This window comes from Cognatundibacterium curvum (genome assembly GCF_014284235.1).
In the GTDB taxonomy this organism is placed as follows: Bacteria; Pseudomonadota; Gammaproteobacteria; order Burkholderiales; family Burkholderiaceae_D; genus Undibacterium; species Undibacterium curvum.
Genome location: NZ_JACOGD010000001.1, coordinates 542960 through 561495, shown reverse-complemented (window position 1 = coordinate 561495; position 18536 = coordinate 542960). Strand labels below are relative to the sequence as shown.

Sequence of the window (18536 nt, the reverse complement as noted above, 5' to 3'; positions counted from 1 at the left end):
TGCAATCAATTTTTAGCTGATTTACTGACCGGCTACGGTAGACACATATTTTGCCACCAGCCGGATATCCGCATCAGACAGATTGCTAAATGCAGGCATCTGGCCGATTCCATTTCTGACCGCTTTTTCTACCCGGGCTGCATCCGGTTTCAATTCATCCAGCGAGGGCCCGATTTCACCACTCGCACCGGCATGCCTGAGTGTATGACAAACGATGCAGGCGGGTTGTGCAGTCTGGGTAAAAACTTTTTTGCCTGCTTCCAGCGTCTTCCCTCCATCCTGATCTTTATTCTGAGCGATTGCAGATGCAGTGGTTAATGCTGCGGTCATACCGAGCAGCAGCGCACACGCGCGGACTATGCGTTTTTTCATGCTGCCACCACATTGATTTGCAATGCATGGTCTTTCCAGCTGTTGTTGTTATAGCCGCCCGCATTTTCCACCCTGGCTTCCGGCTGTACCTGACCCTGGCTATCGGTCGCACGACAGGCGATGGTGTAGTTGCCGGCATCCAGGCGCACCGCCAACACAAACTGACGCCAGGCATATTTGCCCATATCGGGGCCGATAAAGCGCGCTGCTTTCCAGCTTTTGCCACCATCGACGGATACTTCTACCGTTTTGACTGCATGCATACCGCCGAAGGCGACCCCTTGTATCAGGGTATCGCCAGCCGGAACTTCGCCTGCTTCCGGCGCTGGTGAATTGATCCAGGACTTCACATTCATTTCCCAGACTGATGGATGCGTTGGGTCGCCTTTCTGGCCCGGTGGCGAAATGCGATAGCCATGTTTTTGAATATTGGCTTCGGTCTGTTCGGTCGTGAAGGCCAGACGTTTGATGTATTTGATGTTATTGACGCCGGTATAGCCAGGTATGATCAGACGCAACGGACCGCCATGGGCGAGGGGTAGCGGGGCACCGTTCATTTCCCAGGCCAGTATCGCTTCGTCCAGTGCTTTAAGGGGAACTGAGCGTTCCACCATCACCGATTTCGGATCTATGCCCTCGGGCAGTTTTTCACCACCGGTACCCGTCATGTACACCATCCCATCAGCCACGCCGCCGAGTGCTGCGATCAGTGCGCGTACCGGTACGCCGCTCCAGACTACGCAACCGGCAGCACCAATCTGCCAGGGTGTGCCGCTGGGCTTACTCGGGAACAGGCCACGTCCATTGCCCGAACATTGTAATACCGCCGTGACGGTTTCCAGTCCCAGGCGTTTCAATTGCTTGAGATTAAGCGTAGCAGGGCGCTTCACGCCATCGATCTGTAATTCCCAGGCATCGCGATTAGCCACGATGGATGCATCGGGTGCTGGCAGGTTATTGCGCACATACAGTTGTTCAGCCGGAGTGATGACGCTGGTGCCAAACGCGCTGCGCCGGGTTTCTATAGTGCCGCTGGAATGGACGATGAGGGCAGATGCATCTTTCCAGCTCACATAAGATGGTAAAGGCTTTGCGGCTGGAATGGCTGCGGCAGTGGTGGCGACCGCTTGTGCGATTGCATTCTGTTGTAACCCCGCCAGCCCTGCAGCGGCTACACCGACACTGCCCGAAGCAAGCCAGTGGCGGCGCGCCGGATTACTGAGCTGTGTTGGCCGGGATTTGGTGGACTCACTCATGCATGTTCTCCTGATGATTTTTCTTTAGCAAATAAGCACAACGCGCCTGATAGTAGCCGACATGACATAAGCTTGACAATATCCTTAGCGTGCAATGTTGATCACGCTATTTATCTCAACCCAGCTGCTGCCCAGGTTATGGGATATCAATGCGGGCGACGTCCGAACATGCCCATACCCTTGATGGTACACACAACTTCACCACGCTGATTTTCAGCAGTCCAAAGGGTATAGACGACACCGCGGTCAGGCTTGGACACCGAAGCATGGCGGGACAGGGTTTCTGCACGGACGGTTAGTATGTCACCAGGTTTGACTGGCACGATCCAGCGTATTTCATCAACGCCGGGTGAGCCCATGCTGGACGAGCGTGCCAGAAAACCATCCACCACCATACGCATAATCATGCTACAGGTATGCCAGCCACTGGCAATCACGCCGCCAAAGATAGAGTCCTTCGCGCTCTCATGATTGATATGAAAAGACTGAGGATCAAATTCTGTCGCAAAGCGCAGAATTTCCTCTTCTGTGACACGGCGTTGACCCAGTTCTATGACTGCACCGGGTATAAAGTCTTCAAAATACCACCAGTTGGTTTGCTCGGACATCGTGTTTTCCTTTCTTTGTTGTGCAGGTCTGATAGAGAAAGAAAAATCCCAGCACAAGGGCTGGGATTTTTCCGGGGGCTGTCTCAGGCCGCAGCAAAATCTGATTGCGCGATAAAACGTGCCAGATGGTGATCGGTATCACCCAGGCTCAGTTCTATCATCGTGAGCCGTTTAAACATGTGCGCCACCGGCAGTTCATTGGTGACACCCATGCCGCCATGCAGCTGGACTGCCTGCTGACCTATCAGGCGCGCAGCCTGACCAACCCGCACTTTGGCAGCCGAGACAGTGCGTCGTCTCTCCTGCACATTTGCGCTGCTTTGCTTGACTGCCGCCAGCGTCGCCATAGAGCGTGCCTGTTCCATCTCCATATACATGTCCGCCATCCTGTGCTGCAGTACCTGGAATTTACCGATAGGCACGCCGAATTGCTGGCGGGTTTTCAGGTATTCCAGTGTGGCGGCAATGGTGGCCTCCATGATACCGACGGCTTCAGCGCACAGCAAAGTGATGCCGTAATCCAGCGCCGCGTCCAGTAAGTCTGCACCGCCATCTTCACGGCCTAGCAAGGCGATAGCGGGTAACTGTACCTGGTCAAAGCTGATATCGGCGGCGCGCATGCCATCCAGGGTACGGTAATCGCGACGGCTGACACCCGGGCTGCGCGCATCGACCAGGAAGAGCATGATGCCTTTGGCTGCAAGCTGATCACCACCCGCTCTGGCGGAGACAATCAGTTGATCAGCCTGTGCACCGTGAATCACGACCGTCTTTTTTCCATTGAGCACATAGCCATCTGCGTTGGCAGTGACGGTAGTTTTGATATCGTAAGCCTCATGGCGTGATTGCGCTTCATACAGCGCGGCTGCGAGTTTAGTCTGGCCTGCTGCCACCTGTTCCAAAATATCAAAGTGGGCTTTCGCCAGCTTCAGGAATTCAGCGGCGAATACAGTCGCGAAATAGGGCTCCACCACCAGCGCCCGCCCCAGTTCCTGCATCAGCACCAACATATCCACCGCGCTGCCGTTAAAGCCACCCTGATCTTCCGGCACTGGCAGCGCCAGTGCGCCGAGCTCGGTCAGTGCAGCCCATGCATCATCAGAAGTGCCGCTGGCAGACTGAATAATGTGCTTACGTTGTTCAAACTGATAATCCTGATTTGCCCAGCGATGGAGTGCATCGGCAAACTGAATCTGTTCCTGACTGAAATCAAAATTCATGGCGCGCTCCTTTACAGTCCCAGTATCATCTGGGTGATGATGTTCTTTTGAATTTCGTTAGAACCGCCATAGATCGAGGTCTTACGGAAATTGAAGTAATACGAAGCCAGCGGCGCCGCATCATCCTGTTCAGTCACGCTGTGCGCCTGTTCACCTTCCAGATAGGCCGGGTCAAACGGCAGCGCATAGGGGCCAACGGCTTCCACCATCAATTCAGTTAAGTCTTGCTGGATTTCTGTGCCCTTGATTTTGAGCAGAGATGCTTCCGGGCCTGGCTTGCCACTGTCCTGAGAAATCACACGTAAGACCGTGATTTCCAGCGCCATGATTTCTATCTCCAGCGCGGCTACTTTGTGTGCAAAGACTGGGTCAGCCAGCAGCGACAGCCCGCGTTTTTGCTGCTTGCCAGCGACGCGCTTCAGGAATTGTAATTCACGTTTGGCGCGGCCGACTGCGGCGATATTGGTTCTTTCATGACCCAGCAGATATTTGGCATAGGTCCAACCCTTGTTTTCAGTGCCGATCAGATTGCTGACCGGTACCTTCACATTATCGAAGAACACTTCATTCACTTCATGGTCTTCATCCAGCATGATGATGGGTCTTACCGTGATACCCGGCGTTTTCATGTCGATGAGCAGGAAGGAAATGCCTTCCTGTTTGCGCGCATCCGGATCGGTGCGCACCAGGCAGAAAATCATATCGGCATGCTGAGCCAGCGTGGTCCAGGTTTTCTGACCGTTCACGATGTAGTGATCGCCGTGACGTTCGGCGCGGGTTTTCAGCGAGGCCAGGTCTGAGCCTGAGCCAGGTTCAGAATAGCCCTGGCACCACCAGTCTTCGCAGCTCAAAATGCGCGGCAGGTAATGCGCTTTCTGTTCTTCATTACCGAAGGCCATCAGCACCGGTGCCACCATATTCACACCGAACGGCAAGATGGCCGGGGTGCCGGCACGCGCACATTCCTCTTCAAAAATATGACGCTGGGTCGCACTCCAGCCCGGGCCACCGTATTCCACCGGCCAGCCGGGCGCAACCCAGCCTTGTTTGGCCAGTATGCGATGCCAGCGCACGTAGTCGTCTTTGGATAAGCGTAAATGATGGAGCACTTTGTGCTGCAAATCGGATGGGAGGTGGGTGTCCAGATAAGCTCTGACCTGATCACGGAATGCGAGATCTTCCGCGCTGTAATTCAAATCCATACTGTCTCCTGTACGGGACTGGGCTGACCGATGCTTAGGTTGCCACATTGTGTTTATAGATCAAGGAATGCTGCAAGAAACGGAATAGCACGACCGTTCGGAATGATTCTACATCGGTTTAATCGGTCTGGCACAAGAAATTTTCACTACAGCTGCAGACCGTGGAAAAAGCCACACTGCAGATGAGGGTATATGAAAGTATATGAAAGTAATTGATAGCCAGTAAAGAAATAGTGAAAAAAAACCCGTACCAGACGGGGCATAAGTTCACCGTTTTAATGGAAATGCGCGGTACCGGGGGCGGGTATGTCATCCGGCATTTCCGGGTGTACCAGATCACCTGCATGATCTGGGAACAGTGGCGTGCCACAGTCATCGCAGAATTCCATAGAAAAAACTTCATCCAGCAGTACGATGTCTGTGATACCAGCCTGACGCAGGATTTCTGGAATATCGCCCTGTAAGTCTTCCTGCTCATCAAGACCAATGGCGGTTTGCTGATCTTCTGCCTGATACAGCGGCCAGATCACGCCATAGATCACCTCCGGTGTCTCATTGAGCAGGAAGCTCAGGCGTAATTCATCAATCTGACCGGCATTGTCGGCATTGGCGCAGGCACCGATCACGACACGGAAGTGGCTGCTGTCTTTTTCCAAAGTCTGCGTCAGGTAATACACTGCAGCCAGTATCGAGGCCGGGCGGATTGCCACGTCGGCGTCGCGACAGGCACTGAAATAGGCTTCAGGCAGCAGCAGGTCGATGCCACATCCGGGCAATACGTGTTTGAATTGCTCTTCGGTTCCGGCTTTCCATGCCTCCAGGCACAGGGCTTTGGCCGCTTCGCTGTCATAGGGCGCATCCAACTGCTGCCAGCGGAACAGGTTCTCACCTGCAGGGGTGGCGATTACAGCGAGTAAAAAACGTATATCTGCCAGGAAGGGCACGGTTTTTTCTTTTTGCGCTTCGCTCGCTGTCTGTGTTTGCGCGACCAGGGCCTGCGCCTGTTTTTCCAGCAGGCTGAAGGTCTCGCAATGATTGCGCGGTAACTGATCTATCGAATACAGATTGGGCAATAACTGCAAGCGCGTAGCCGGGGCCAGCAAATGCGCCTGCATTTGCTGGTGAAGGTGATTAAGTATGGTAGCGGGCAGGGCGCCTGATGCAATATCGTAACGGGTCCAGGCCAGCACGGGTGCTGCCACCAGCAGGCATTGCCAGTCCTGTCCCTGATGGGTCAGGGTGCAGGAGGTGCTGATGGTTTCCAGTGTTTCTACCAGCACTTCATAGCCATGTGGATGGCTATGGAATACATGTTCGGCCGCAGCATCAAGCAGATCCTGATGCTGTAGTCTGAGGTTTTTGCGAACATAGGTATCTAGCCTGGCTTGCCAGGCGTTATCTTCAATCCGGCTTGCGGATTGGGCGACAGCCAACGCGAGATTGACGAGACGTTGGCTTTCCGCGGCTAATTTCAGCCTGTTTTTTTTGATTATCCGGCGCATACGTCACTCTGTAAAATTGGAGTGATTTCATTGTAGCAATGAGCTCACTCCATAGTCAGCATAATTTGGCGCAAATGCCGTGGCAAGGCTTATTTTTTTGCGTACTGTGTTTTTCCGAACAAAGCTTCTTTGGCTTTGTCGTTGGTCAGTGGTTTGCGCAAATCGGCCAGTACCTGTACGCCGCGTTGTACTGCAGGCCGCTCGCTGATCTGATCGAACCAGCGCTTGGCATGCGGGAAGTTGGCCCAGTCTATGCCCTGATTGGCAAATGATCTGGTCCATGGAAATACCGCGATATCGGCTATGGTGTAATGGTCACCAGCCAGGAATTCAGTTTTCGATAATTGCTGATCGATCACGCCATACAGACGCTGCGCCTCATTGGTATAACGGTCAATGGCGTACTGGATTTTTTCCGGCGCATAAATACGGAAATGGTGCGCCTGTCCCAGCATAGGGCCGAAACCACCCATCTGGAACATCAGCCATTGCAGCGCTTGATAGCGTTCTCTATCTGTATTGCCGAGGAATTGACCGGTTTTACCCGCCAGATAAACCAGAATCGCACCTGATTCAAATAATGAAATTGGTTTGCCATCCGGCCCGTCGGCATCGACGATGGCAGGGATTTTGTTGTTCGGGGAGATCGCCAGAAAGTCGGGCGTGAACTGGTCGCCCGCACCGATATCGATGGGAATTGCCCGGTACGCCAGGCCGCATTCTTCCAGCATGATATGCACTTTGTGACCGTTCGGAGTAGGCCAGGAGTAAACGTCGATCATGATTTTCCTTTGTCTTTGTTAGCAGAGTGTGGGCGTGACTTGGAAAGGGACTGTAAGCTGATCGTCGCAACGACGATCTTGCTTCAGCCCTCAGAAATGAGCGTCCACCATTATGCAGATGTTTTAGCAGTTCTGCTCAGGGAAGTGCATTCCATACACTGAAGACTTTTCATCTATTCGGCATAGATCTTCAGCGCTGCGCATAAATCCAGCCCAGTTCCGCCATAGGGCGCGCTGCTTCACCCGAGGCCTTGGCCTGAGCGCTGGATGCAGTGCCATCGACATAGCGCTTCATGATGCCTTGTAAAATGCCAGCCATACGGAACAGGTTATAGGCGAGGTAGAAATTAAAGTCTTCAGCGCGAATTTGCTTACCGGTACGCTCGCAGTATTTTGCGATATACGACTGTTCATCCGGAATCCCCAGCGCTTTCAGATCCAGACCCTTGATACCACGGAACTGACCGGGCAATACATGCCAGCTCATGCAGTGATAAGAAAAATCGGCCAGCGGATGGCCTAGCGTGGACAACTCCCAGTCCAGTACCGCCATGACGCGCGGTTTAGTTGGGTGGAACATCATATTGTCGAGCCGGTAGTCGCCATGCACGATACTGGTGTCGTCACCGGCAGGGATGTGATGTGGCAGCCATTCTATCAGTCTGTCCATCGCCTCTATGGTTTCCGTTTCTGAAGCGCGGTATTGTTTGGTCCAGCGATCGATCTGACGTGCAAAGTAATTGCCGGGTTTGCCGTAATCCGCCAGGCCAAGCGCGGCATAGTCCAGGCTGTGCAATTGTGCGATCACACGGTTGAGTTCATCATAGATTTCCGCTCTCTGCATCGGCGTCATGCCAGGCAGCGACTGATCCCACAATACTCTGCCATCAACGTATTCCATGATGTAAAAGGCGCGTCCTATCACGTCTTCATCGGTACACAGCGCATACTGGCGCGCAGCCGGGAAGCCCGCTTTTTGCAAGGCATCCATGACCTTGAATTCACGCTCTATCGCATGTGCTGACGGCAGCAGTTTGGCGGCCGGGCCGGGTTTGGCGCGCATCACATAGCGTTGCTGGCCCGCGCTGAGTTTGAAGGTAGGATTCGATTGCCCGCCTTTGAATTGCTCTACCTGCAGCTGATCTGCCATCGCAGCAGTAAAATCGGGGACATGCTGGCGCAAATAATCGGCCAGCGCTGCATGATCAAATTGCTGGCGCGCGGCGACGGGCATGGTACCCATGAAGTCTTCAAACATTGCTGGTCTCCTGTGTTGTTCTGTTCAGAACTTCCTCACCAGTGCGGCGGCCAGCTTTGCTCTGCATCCGCTTAGCCTGGCTTGCCCTGGCAGTCTGTCATTGATGAAACTTGCATGAGTGTAAGCTAAAAAATACGGTCGTGCTATTTATTTGAGTTTGAAATTTGAGTTTAAATTGCTGCAGCCAAGATCAACTGAGAGCAAGCACGCGTTGCTCCCGATTGCGTTCACCTTCACGATCACAACACGTTCACATCAACACATTCAATACGCCATCCAGTCCGCAATGGTTGAGTGCGATACTGGCCTGAGCACGTACTACCGGCTTGGCGCGGAAGGCAACCGACAGGCCGGCAATTTCCATCATGCGCAAGTCATTGGCGCCATCGCCCATGACAATAGCGGCACTGCCAGGGATGCCCAGCTGCGCGCAGGTAGCAGCCACGGTACGACGTTTTTCTTCGGCATCGACGATTGTGCCAGTGACGCGGCCGGTCAGTTTGCCATCGATGATTTCCAGCACATTGGAATGGTGGAAGCTGAGTTGCAGACCTTCGCTCACACGCTCAGTGAAATAGGTGAAGCCACCCGATACCAGCAAGGTTTTCAGGCCCGCTGCCTGTGCCGCCGCGATCAGGCGCTCAGCGCCGGGTGAAAGTTGCAAGCGTTCCTGATACACACGTTCCAAGGCGCTCGCATCCAGCCCTTGCAGCAGCGCGACGCGGCGCTTCAGACTTTCCTGAAAGTCGAGTTCACCCCGCATGGCGGCTTCGGTGATGGCTGATACCTGCGGCTTCAACCCTTGCATGTCAGCGATTTCATCGATGCACTCTATCGTGATCAGGGTGGAATCCATGTCCATCGCGAGTAAGCCAAATTCGCTCAGACTACGCTGAACTGGCAGCCAGGCGCTGTCCAGACCCAGTTGATCGGCCTGTTCGCGCCAGGCGGCAATCTCGCTTGCCTGCTCCGGATTATCGCTGGCAGCGGTCAGGGTGTAACGCGCGACTTGTGGGCTGAGCAGGCTGGCTTCGCTTGCCAAGTGTGTGCTCAGGGTGTGAATAAATGCCAGTTGCGCTTCATTGAATGCGGCCGGACTATGTAAAGTCAAAAAAGCAGGTGTCGTAGCTTGCGTCATCTTAATGCAGGGCTTTCAAAGTCTGTTTAATATGATTCACGCGGCTGGCAAGATCAGGCATGTTGGCGGTGATGCGCAATTTATCCTGTCCATTCAAGCGGATGTGCTTGTTCTTTTGTACCAGTTCGATGATGCGCATGCCGTCTATTGGCGGCTGCGGCTCAAATTGCAGGGTGGCGGCTTCGCTGTGGGCATCAATTTTGATAATGCCCAGCGGCTTGGCAGCAACGCGTAAACGATGGGTTTCCAGCAGGGATTTGACCTGCTCCGGCAATTTGCCAAAGCGGTCGATTAGTTCTTCTTGCAGATCATCTATCGCAGCCGGTTTGCTGCAATTAGCTAAGCGCTTGTAGATAGACAGGCGTTCATGTACATCGCCGCAGAATTCATTCGGTAACAGCGCCGGTATATGCAGATTGATTTCTGTGGTGCTTTGCAAAGGCGCAGCCAGATCGGGCTCCTTGCCGTTTTTCAGCGAACGTACGGCTTCATTGAGCATGTCTGAGTACATCTGGAAGCCGATTTCATGCATTTCGCCAGACTGGTTATCACCCAGCACTTCACCGGCACCACGGATTTCCAGATCATGCATCGCGAGATAGAAGCCGCTACCCAGTTCTTCCATTTGCTGGATCGCTTCCAGCCTGCGGTTAGCCTGCTTGGTCAGACCCTGTACATCATGGACCAGCAAATAGGCATAGGCCTGATGGTGTGAACGGCCAACCCGTCCGCGCAGCTGGTGTAACTGAGCCAGGCCAAATTTATCAGCGCGATGCATGAGGATGGTATTCGCACTCGGGACGTCGATACCGGTTTCGATAATCGTGGTGCACAGCAGGATGTTAAAACGCTGTGCCACGAAATCGCGCATCACTTTTTCCAGATCGCGTTCATGCATCTGACCGTGCGCAATCACGACGCGCGCTTCCGGCAGCAAGGCTTCCAGCATGGCCTTGCGGTTTTGTATGGTTTCCACTTCATTGTGCAGGAAATACACCTGGCCACCGCGCTTGAGTTCGCGCAGACAGGCTTCCCGGATCACAGAATCATCTTCACTGCGTACAAAGGTCTTGATGGCGAGTCGTTTTTGCGGCGCGGTGGCGATAATCGAAAAGTCACGCAAGCCTTCCAGCGCCATGCCCAGCGTACGTGGGATAGGTGTGGCTGTCAGCGTGAGCACATCAACCTCGGCGCGCAAAGCTTTCAGCGCTTCTTTCTGGCGTACACCAAAGCGGTGTTCTTCGTCGATGATGACCAGGCCCAGCCGTGAAAACTTCACATCGTCAGATAACAGTTTATGGGTGCCGATCACGATATCGACGGTGCCGTCGCCCATGCCCTTGATGGCCAGACTGACTTCTTTGCCGGTACGGAAGCGCGACAATTCTGCGATGCGCACCGGCCAGTTGGCGAAGCGGTCGGCGAAAGTCTGTGCATGTTGTTCCGCCAGCAGAGTAGTCGGTGCCAGAATCGCCACCTGTTTGCCACCCATCACGGCAACGAAGGCGGCGCGCAGCGCAACTTCCGTTTTACCGAAGCCCACATCGCCGCAGATCAGCCTGTCCATCGGTTTGCCTGAGGTCATATCTGCGATCACCGCATTGATCGCAGCCGCCTGATCCGGCGTTTCTTCAAAGCCGAAGCTCTCGGCAAAGCTTTCATAATCTCTGGCTGAGAATTCAAAGGCATGTCCCTGACGGGTGGCTCTGCGTGCATACAGGTTCAGTAATTCAGCTGCGGTGTCGCGTATCTGCTGGGCTGCTTTGCGCTTGGCTTTTTCCCACTGGCCGGAACCCAGACTATGCAGCGGTGCGTCTTCCGGCGAAGCGCCGGAATAGCGCGAAATGACATGCAATTGCGCGACCGGCACATACAGCTTGGTTTCCTTGGCATATTCCAGATGCAGGAATTCAGTTTCACCTTCACCCAGATCCATGCTGATCAGACCCATGTAGCGCCCGATGCCGTGATTGCTGTGTACCACAGGATCGCCGATTTTGAGCTCGGACAGATCGCGCACCATATGCTCGACCTGGGTCACCGCTTCCTGTTTCTTTCTGCCTATGCGTTTGCCGCTGCCTGCATACAGCTCGGCCTCAGTAATAAAGGCGATCCCTTCGGCCAGCATAAAGCCGGCATGCAGAGGGGCGATACCCAGCATCAGGCGCGCGCTGCCGGTGATGAAATCGGTATAGCCATCACACAAAGTCAGTGCGATATCAAATTCATTGAAATACTGTTGCAGGGTCTCGCGTCGGCCTGCGGTTTCAGCACAAATCATGACCCGTTTATCGGTCTGCAGTAAAAATGCACGCAGATTGGTCAGTGGATCATCCGCGCGGCGATTAACTGCGATATCTGGCAGGAAGGCACTGATCTCGGAGGCAGGCATGGCCTTGTCCGTTGCTGGCAACACCCAGCGTGCCTGGGTTTTCAGCAGGCTGAAAAAATCTTCATCGCGCAGGAAGACGCTTTCCGGCGGCAAGACCGGACGCTCTCGGTCCGCTTTCAGGAACTGATAACGTGAGCGGGTATCGCTCCAGAAGCGTTTAATCGCTTCGTCAATATCGCCGATTAAAGCGAAATACGGTTGCGCTGGCAGGTAATCAAACAGCGTGGCCGTTTCTTCAAAAAACAGGGGCAGATAATATTCAATACCGGCCGATGCAATACCATTGCCTATGTCTTTGTAAATCGCGCTGCGTGAAGGATCGCCTTCAAACTGTTCACGCCAGCGGCTGCGGAAAGCGGCACGTGCCGGTTCATCCATAGGGAATTCACGACCTGGCAGCAAGCGCACTTCTGGCACCGGAAAAATAGAGCGCTGGGTGTCAGCATCAAAGGTCTTGATGCTTTCTATACTGTCGCCAAATAAATCCAGCCGGTAGGGCAGCGCAGAACCCATGGGGAATAAATCGATCAGTCCGCCGCGCACCGAGTACTCGCCGGGTGACATCACCTGATTCACATGGTTGTAGCCTGCCAGCGTGAGCTGGGTTTTGAGTTTGGCCTCATCCAGCGTATCGCCTTTTTTGAAGAAAAAGGTATAGGCGGCCAGAAAAGACGGCGGTGCCATACGCAGCAAGGCGGTGCTGGCAGGGGCCAGCAGCACGTCACAGCGCCCATTCTGAATTTCATGCAAGCTGGCCAGACGCTCCGACACCAGATCCTGATGCGGCGAAAACGCGTCATACGGCAGGGTTTCCCAGTCTGGCAACAGGTGGCAGCGTAAATCCGGATTGAACCAAGGGATCTCATCGAACAGGCGTTGTGCATCACCGGCATGGGCCACAAACACCGTCAGCATGCGCTGCTCTGCCTTCAATGTGCTTGCGGCCTGCGCCAGTGCATAGGCGTCAGAGGAGCCATGCAGCGCTGGTAAGCTGAAGCGGTGGCCGGGTTTTGCTAAGGATTTGCTGAAATCAAATGACATTGCGGCTGAATTGGGCTAAATAGGGCTAATAGGGCTAATAGGGCTGATTTGGGCTGATTAGGTGAATAAACAGTGAGGTGAAACACCAGGCCGTCACATTGGTCGGTCAGGCTGCTGCGTTTTCTGTCTGCGGCTGCCAGGCCAGACCGAAATTAAAGTCTGACTACTCCAGTCTCAGGGCAGACATACACGGTTAAAATGAGCGCCTAATTATAAACGAAGGCCAGTCCGGCAGCGGGCGGCCATTTGACTTTATGCAGCAAACCAGTTCACACACCGAAAAATCGTCTTCACCGAACTATATCGCCCTGATTCCTGCCGCCGGCGTAGGTGCGCGTATGGGTAGTAACATTCCTAAACAATACCTGCAACTTGGCGCTGCCAGCTTGTTACAGCATACCGTCAATGCCTTCCTGGATTTTTCGCCAGTCAGCCATATCTATGTGGTGGTGAGCCCGGAAGATGCGTATGTCGATCAGGCTTTGGCAGCGCATGACAAGCTGACGGTGCTGCGCTGTGGTGGTGCCACCCGGCGCGACACCGTGCGTCAGGGTTTGGCGGCGCTGGCTGCGCATGGTGGCGTACAGGCGCAGGACTGGGTGCTGGTGCATGACGCCGCGCGTCCCGGCCTGACGCAGTCTTTGTTGCAATCTCTGCTGACGCAGGTTGGCGAGCATGCAGTAGGTGGTTTGCTGGCATTGCCAGTGGTGGATACGGTCAAACGGGTGCATGCAGATCAGCAGTGCAGGGTGGAGACCATACCGCGCGAACAGGTCTGGCTGGCGCAAACCCCGCAGATGTTCCGTTATGCTCTGCTATGTGATGCACTGGATCAGGCGGCGCAAGTGACGGATGAATCCAGTGCAGTGGAAGCAGCTGGCTATACGCCGCTGCTGGTGGCTGGCGATATCTGTAATCTGAAGGTGACGCAACCAGCCGATCTGGAACAGGTGGCGCGTTTTATGAATCTGCTGCCGGGTTGAGCCCGCGAACGCTGAAATTCAGCTGAATATCAGCGGATTTCAATTAAGTCTTAAAAAAGTACAGGTGATTTGATGAAGAATAAACTCCCTCCTTTCCGTATCGGGCAAGGTTATGACTGCCACGCGCTGGTACAGGATCGCAAACTGATCATAGGTGGCGTTGATATCCCGCATACGCTGGGTTTGCTCGGCCATTCCGATGCCGATGTCTTGCTGCATGCGATTACTGATGCGCTGTTTGGTGCAGCGGCCATGGGTGATATAGGCCGTCATTTTCCCGATACCGATGCGCGCTTTAAGGGCGCTGATTCCAGGGTCTTATTGCGCGAAGCCGTCAAGCGTCTGCACGAAGCGGGCTACGCGGTCGGTAATCTGGATGCGACCATCATCGCACAGGCACCTAAGATGGCGCCGCATATTCCGCTGATGATTGCGCATGTGGCAGAGGATTTGCAGGTGGCTGTTTCTCAGGTCAATATCAAGGCCAAAACTAATGAGAAGCTAGGTTATCTGGGGCGGGAAGAGGGCATCGCAGCGGAAGCGGTGGTGCTGGTATATCCGCTGGAAGCCAGCTAGACTAAAACGACGCAAGGCGGTCATGTGCTCAGCACGGGACAGAACATACTAATCCGGAGGTAATCATGAAACGAGAACAGTTAAAACAGTTATTGAGCCAGTTGCATACCGAATTATCCGGGCAGGCACCGCTGGATGATGAATTGAAATCCATGCTGGAAGATCTGAATCAGGATATAGATCAGGTGTTGGAGGCAGACCGTCAGCATGATGACCCGGTGTTTGCCGCACTGAGCGAACGTTCGCTGGCCCTATCCGCCAAATTCGCTGCCCAGCATCCCAAGCTGGAACCCGCCCTGCGTGAAATTGGCTCTATGCTGGAGAAAATAGGCGTATAAACCTTCATCCGCTACGCTTCAAACGTGAACTGGCGGATTGACAGGCTGCAGCTGAGCGGCTGGCTCTGGTACAATAGCGAGTCAGTTAACCGGGAATTGTCAGACTCAATATGAATTTGGCAATCCCGTGCCGGTCTGGCAGCTTGCTGGCTATGCTCACAATGCTGACCTGATCGGGTTCTTCCCCTCATTTCCTTTTTTAGCCATGCAAATCAAAGCCAATACCGTCGTCAGCCTGAATTACTCTATGTTCAATATGGAAGGTCAGCTGATCGATCAGAATCGTGAACCTATCGTGTATTTGCATGGTGATTACGATAATATTTTGCCTGCTGTAGAAGCTTCCTTAGAAGGTAAGCAAGCCGGTGATAAAGTGTCTGTGCTGTTGCAGCCGGAAGATGGTTTCGGTGACGTGATCCCTGAATTTGTACGTGAAGAAGACATCAGCGCCTTCCCGCCGGACATCGAAGTCGGCATGATGTTTGAAACCCGTGACCCGGAAACCGAAGAAACCATGCAGTTCCGTGTGCTGAGCATTGACGCAGGCGTGGTTAAGCTTGATGGCAATCATCCGCTGGCTGGCATGACCATACGTTTTGATACCGAAGTGCTGGAAGTACGTGCTGCCACCGATGAAGAGGTGGTTCATGGCCATGCGCATGGCGTTGGTGGTCACCACCACTGATTGCTGAATGAGGGCAGTCTGACTGCAGACTGAACCCAAATCATACTGAGGCTGACCGGCGTATGGCCGGCCACTAACTAGCAAGACTTAGACCGGCTGCAATCCTGCAGCCGCTCTGTTTTTATACCGATCTCAGAGAGCAGATGACAGACCATTACCTTGTTCTCGGTGTCGCGCCGAATGCGACGCTGGCAGATATCAAAAAAGCTTACCGCCAGAAAGCGGCGGAATTCCATCCCGACCGCAATGACTCTGAACTGGCGCCCGCTAAATTTCATGCGGTGAAAGAAGCCTATGATGTGCTGACCGACGACAGCAAGCGCGCGGCCTATGATGAGAACCGGCGCCGTAATTTGCTGGATTCGCCGCTGGAAACCGCCAGCGAAATCTGGAAAGCTTATTTATCAGGAGTATTGCAGTGAAATTGTCCCGTTTTTTTGAGGATTTGATGGCAGTCTATAAGGCTGAAATCGACGATCTGAAATCAGATTCCGAAGGCAAAAATATTCTGAAGGCACGTTTGCGCGAAAAGGCGGAACAACTGCCTTTGCTGTTGCCTATGATGGAAAGCAATCCCGAAATGCTGGCCTCGGCCTTCCATCAGGGTTTTATTTTTCTCAATCCGCTCGCACTGGAAGCGCTGACTGCCAAAGAGCAGGCCAGCTTGCCAGCCTGGAAAACACTGAATGCTGCAGTCAGATTGGAACCTTGGGCTGAGCCATTGGCGAAAGTCGTGCAGACCGAAGCTGCCGGTGACCGCTTTCTGGTGACTGCCGCAGTGCTGGAATACCTGTTGCGTGGCGCGCAGAGCCGACGCGCAGGCAGTGCTGCCGATGCCGCAGATGATGCGGATAACGAGGAGCATGATGAGGAGTCTGAAGACCGTGAAAACGGCGATCTCGATGGTCAGTACGGACGTCATGGCCGCGACGATGGTGATGATGGCGATGATTATGATCTGGGTGAGGCAGGGGCTGACTGGCTGGCCGAGCAAGGCTTTGACCGTAAAGATTAAGGAAAACTGAGTATGACTTTACCTGCTGTTATTGAAGCGCAGAGTTTGATTTTGGCCGGTGACATTGCCGGTGCTGAATTCGCATTGGCGAATATCGCGGAAACCCATGGCGACAAGGCCTTGGTCGCGGCGCTGGACGATTTGCCTGCCAAGGATTTACTGGCTGTGATACGTGAATACGATGCATCCAAAGAGTCGCTGGTGAATCTGGTGGTCACGCCTGAGCAATTCGCCCAGGCAGTGGTGTTGGAGCGTCGCTATGGTGATCAGACCCATGAGCAATTGCGCGGCATGATCAACTCCGTGATTTTCCGTGACGGTGCCGATCCGGCGGAATTTTTGTATGAAATCGCAGAAGTTGACGGCGGCTACGATGCGCTGGTGGATTACCTGCTCGACCGTACCCAGATGGTCGAACATTTCTACAAGTATGCAACCTTTGATCTGTACGAATACGGTGACGGCGAGCGCACTGCCGCACGTGAAGATGATCTGATGAACCTCGATCATGATAACGAGGGGCTGGCCTCACCTTTGGATATGGCGAACCTGGAAGATCATGACTGGATGCAGGTGACCTATATCCTGCGCTATGAGTTGCCAGAGATTTTCCGTGAAGTGCTGATGAAACTGCGTGCACGTTATAAGGCTTATCTGGCGAATCTGCAAAGCGATGATCCGGAAGCCGCGGCAGCTGAGGGTGAGCCTGAAGAAGCACCGAAAAACAATGATGACGGTGATGATGACGATGAGGAGTCCGCACTGTAACAGGCGGATTGCAGACAGGGCCTGCACGGCGGGCCTGCTCCCTGAAATGCAGAGCGCGTCTGACGTCTTCTGCATTTTTTATGGGCCCATCAGTCGTGCACAGCGTAGCTAGTCTGTGTGCGGCTTTTGATGTTATCTCTGGAATTGAAGGAAATAAGCCACATGAGCGAAATAAGCAGTAATTTTGAGCTTGCGGTACTCGATCAGCGTCCGTTTTTTGAAACCGCCTTGCGCTATGGGGTGCAGCGCGCCATCCTGACCAGCAGTAAGATCGCGGCGATTGAAGCTGAGGCGCCCAAGGGCATGGTACAGATCGCTGAAGCGTTTGGCAGTAAATACCTGCGCCCCGAAATTGAACTCGCGCGTAAACGCATAGTGAATCTGGCGAGCCTGTATTTGCTGGAAACCTCAGGCGGTGATCTGGAGATTGCGGCCAAACTGATACGGGATAACACTTTTCTGACTTTGTCGCGTGGTGGTTCAGGTTTGCTCAAGGCCTTGTTTGCGATGCCGGAATACGCCTTGCTGGGACGCGAGGTCAAGGGCAAGGTCGAGGATTTTCTGGAAGCCTGGTCCTTGCGTGAAAAGCCAGCCGATTACCGCCAGGCTTTGGAACATCGCCAGCAAAATGCCTTGGAAATTGAAGCGGGTTTCTGGTTTGGTGAAGTGCTGGGTTTGTCGCGCAGCTATTTGCAGGATGAGGATGCCGAGGCAGTTGGTATCGTGCGCAGCGCTTTGCTGGTGACGGTGTTTGGCGGTGAGGATGGTAGTCTGGAGAATCAGGTGGAATTTGCCACCCTGGTTGATACGATCCGCAGTCTGACACCGGCAGAACGTGTTCAGGCGATGGAGATGCTGGATATCTCCGAGGTGCCGCAGCAGTTTCATGCGCTCGTAAATCGCATCGTGCAGGAAATCTGTGAGCATGACCTACCACTGTTCAAAGATAAAAAAGCGTCGCTGGATAAGCTGGTGTTTTCGCTCAAGGATCGCTATTACCTGCGAGATCATGAGATCGAGGATACCTCAGCTTATGATGCGCTGGTGTCTAAGGAATGGACCCGTCTGACCAAGGGTAAAACCGATGTGGACTCGCTCATGACTTTGTTTGTCTGCATCGCAGCAGGTGTGGCGCCGAAAACCAGCCTGCCGGAAAAGAGCGCGAAAAGCATCGTGAAAAAATTCCGCGAACAGGGTTTTACGCATGAGCTGGCTACCCATTGGATTAATACGGCAGCACCACATGAAAAGCAGGAAGGCTTGCTCGAAGACTGGAATAATTTTATCGAGGAAGCTAATAATTATCTGATGGATGACTGGGACAGCAATTACAGCGGCGCATTGCGCTTCCTGAGTCTGCACTGTCATATCGAAAGGGCAGTGCGTTAAGTGCTGTAGCG

At 53.7% G+C, this 18536-nt stretch carries 18 protein-coding genes; 8 read left to right on the top strand and 10 right to left on the bottom strand.

Annotated elements, in window-relative coordinates:
- Window positions 1-21: 21 nt before the first annotated feature.
- The 10 genes from sorU to mfd form a co-directional block, all read right to left on the bottom strand.
- The gene (sorU, locus tag H8K43_RS02650) at window positions 22-372 is read right to left on the bottom strand and encodes a SorU family sulfite dehydrogenase c-type cytochrome subunit (protein ID WP_230403616.1); all 351 of its coding nucleotides are present in this window, start codon (window positions 370-372) and stop codon (window positions 22-24) included.
- Complete coding sequence (sorT, locus tag H8K43_RS02645) at window positions 369-1628, bottom strand: SorT family sulfite dehydrogenase catalytic subunit (RefSeq protein ID WP_186902417.1); 1260 nt, start codon at window positions 1626-1628, stop codon at window positions 369-371. The genes sorU and sorT overlap by 4 nt, the downstream gene beginning before the upstream one ends.
- A gap of 146 nt (window positions 1629-1774) precedes the next feature.
- Window positions 1775-2236: a MaoC family dehydratase gene (locus H8K43_RS02640; RefSeq protein ID WP_186902416.1), complete on the bottom strand. Its 462-nt coding sequence runs from the start codon at window positions 2234-2236 to the stop codon at window positions 1775-1777.
- Window positions 2237-2319: 83 nt separating this feature from the next.
- A complete protein-coding gene (locus H8K43_RS02635) occupies window positions 2320-3456 on the bottom strand; it encodes an acyl-CoA dehydrogenase family protein (RefSeq protein WP_186902415.1) in 1137 nt (378 codons plus the stop codon).
- Window positions 3457-3467: 11 nt separating this feature from the next.
- Window positions 3468-4658 carry an acyl-CoA dehydrogenase family protein gene (locus tag H8K43_RS02630; protein ID WP_186902414.1) on the bottom strand — a complete coding sequence of 397 codons (1191 nt, stop codon included), beginning with the start codon at window positions 4656-4658 and terminating at the stop codon, window positions 3468-3470.
- Between the two features lie 275 nt (window positions 4659-4933).
- On the bottom strand, window positions 4934-6160 hold the full coding sequence (locus tag H8K43_RS02625) for a DUF2863 family protein (protein ID WP_186902413.1): 1227 nt from the start codon (window positions 6158-6160) through the stop codon (window positions 4934-4936).
- Window positions 6161-6249: 89 nt separating this feature from the next.
- The gene (locus H8K43_RS02620) at window positions 6250-6942 is read right to left on the bottom strand and encodes a glutathione binding-like protein (RefSeq protein ID WP_186902412.1); all 693 of its coding nucleotides are present in this window, start codon (window positions 6940-6942) and stop codon (window positions 6250-6252) included.
- A gap of 190 nt (window positions 6943-7132) precedes the next feature.
- Window positions 7133-8200 carry a phosphotransferase gene (locus H8K43_RS02615; protein ID WP_186902411.1) on the bottom strand — a complete coding sequence of 356 codons (1068 nt, stop codon included), beginning with the start codon at window positions 8198-8200 and terminating at the stop codon, window positions 7133-7135.
- A gap of 250 nt (window positions 8201-8450) precedes the next feature.
- Complete coding sequence (gene serB, locus H8K43_RS02610; RefSeq protein WP_186902410.1) at window positions 8451-9338, bottom strand: phosphoserine phosphatase SerB; 888 nt, start codon at window positions 9336-9338, stop codon at window positions 8451-8453.
- Window position 9339: 1 nt separating this feature from the next.
- Complete coding sequence (gene mfd, locus H8K43_RS02605; protein ID WP_186902409.1) at window positions 9340-12771, bottom strand: transcription-repair coupling factor; 3432 nt, start codon at window positions 12769-12771, stop codon at window positions 9340-9342.
- A gap of 254 nt (window positions 12772-13025) precedes the next feature.
- Here mfd and ispD point away from each other — a divergent pair, with 254 nt between their 5' ends.
- From ispD to H8K43_RS02565, 8 genes are all read left to right on the top strand, one after another.
- Window positions 13026-13754 (top strand): 2-C-methyl-D-erythritol 4-phosphate cytidylyltransferase, encoded by a 729-nt coding sequence (gene ispD / locus H8K43_RS02600; RefSeq protein ID WP_186902408.1) that lies wholly within the window; start codon window positions 13026-13028, stop codon window positions 13752-13754.
- Window positions 13755-13826: 72 nt separating this feature from the next.
- Window positions 13827-14330, top strand: a complete 504-nt coding sequence (gene ispF, locus H8K43_RS02595; protein ID WP_186902407.1) for a 2-C-methyl-D-erythritol 2,4-cyclodiphosphate synthase — start codon at window positions 13827-13829, stop codon at window positions 14328-14330.
- Between the two features lie 65 nt (window positions 14331-14395).
- A complete protein-coding gene (locus H8K43_RS02590) occupies window positions 14396-14668 on the top strand; it encodes a DUF4404 family protein (protein WP_162018721.1) in 273 nt (90 codons plus the stop codon).
- A gap of 127 nt (window positions 14669-14795) precedes the next feature.
- Complete coding sequence (locus H8K43_RS02585) at window positions 14796-15353, top strand: FKBP-type peptidyl-prolyl cis-trans isomerase (protein ID WP_222610930.1); 558 nt, start codon at window positions 14796-14798, stop codon at window positions 15351-15353.
- 143 nt (window positions 15354-15496) lie between these two features.
- Entirely contained in the window at window positions 15497-15775 is a 279-nt protein-coding gene (locus H8K43_RS02580) for a DnaJ domain-containing protein (RefSeq protein WP_162018720.1), read from the top strand.
- Entirely contained in the window at window positions 15772-16368 is a 597-nt protein-coding gene (locus tag H8K43_RS02575; protein WP_186902406.1) for a hypothetical protein, read from the top strand. Before H8K43_RS02580 ends, H8K43_RS02575 begins: the two co-directional genes overlap by 4 nt.
- 12 nt (window positions 16369-16380) lie before the next feature.
- Window positions 16381-17136, top strand: coding sequence for a hypothetical protein (locus H8K43_RS02570; protein ID WP_186902405.1), 756 nt, complete (start codon window positions 16381-16383; stop codon window positions 17134-17136).
- 162 nt (window positions 17137-17298) lie between these two features.
- The gene (locus tag H8K43_RS02565; RefSeq protein WP_186902404.1) at window positions 17299-18525 is read left to right on the top strand and encodes a hypothetical protein; all 1227 of its coding nucleotides are present in this window, start codon (window positions 17299-17301) and stop codon (window positions 18523-18525) included.
- Window positions 18526-18536: the final 11 nt, after the last annotated feature.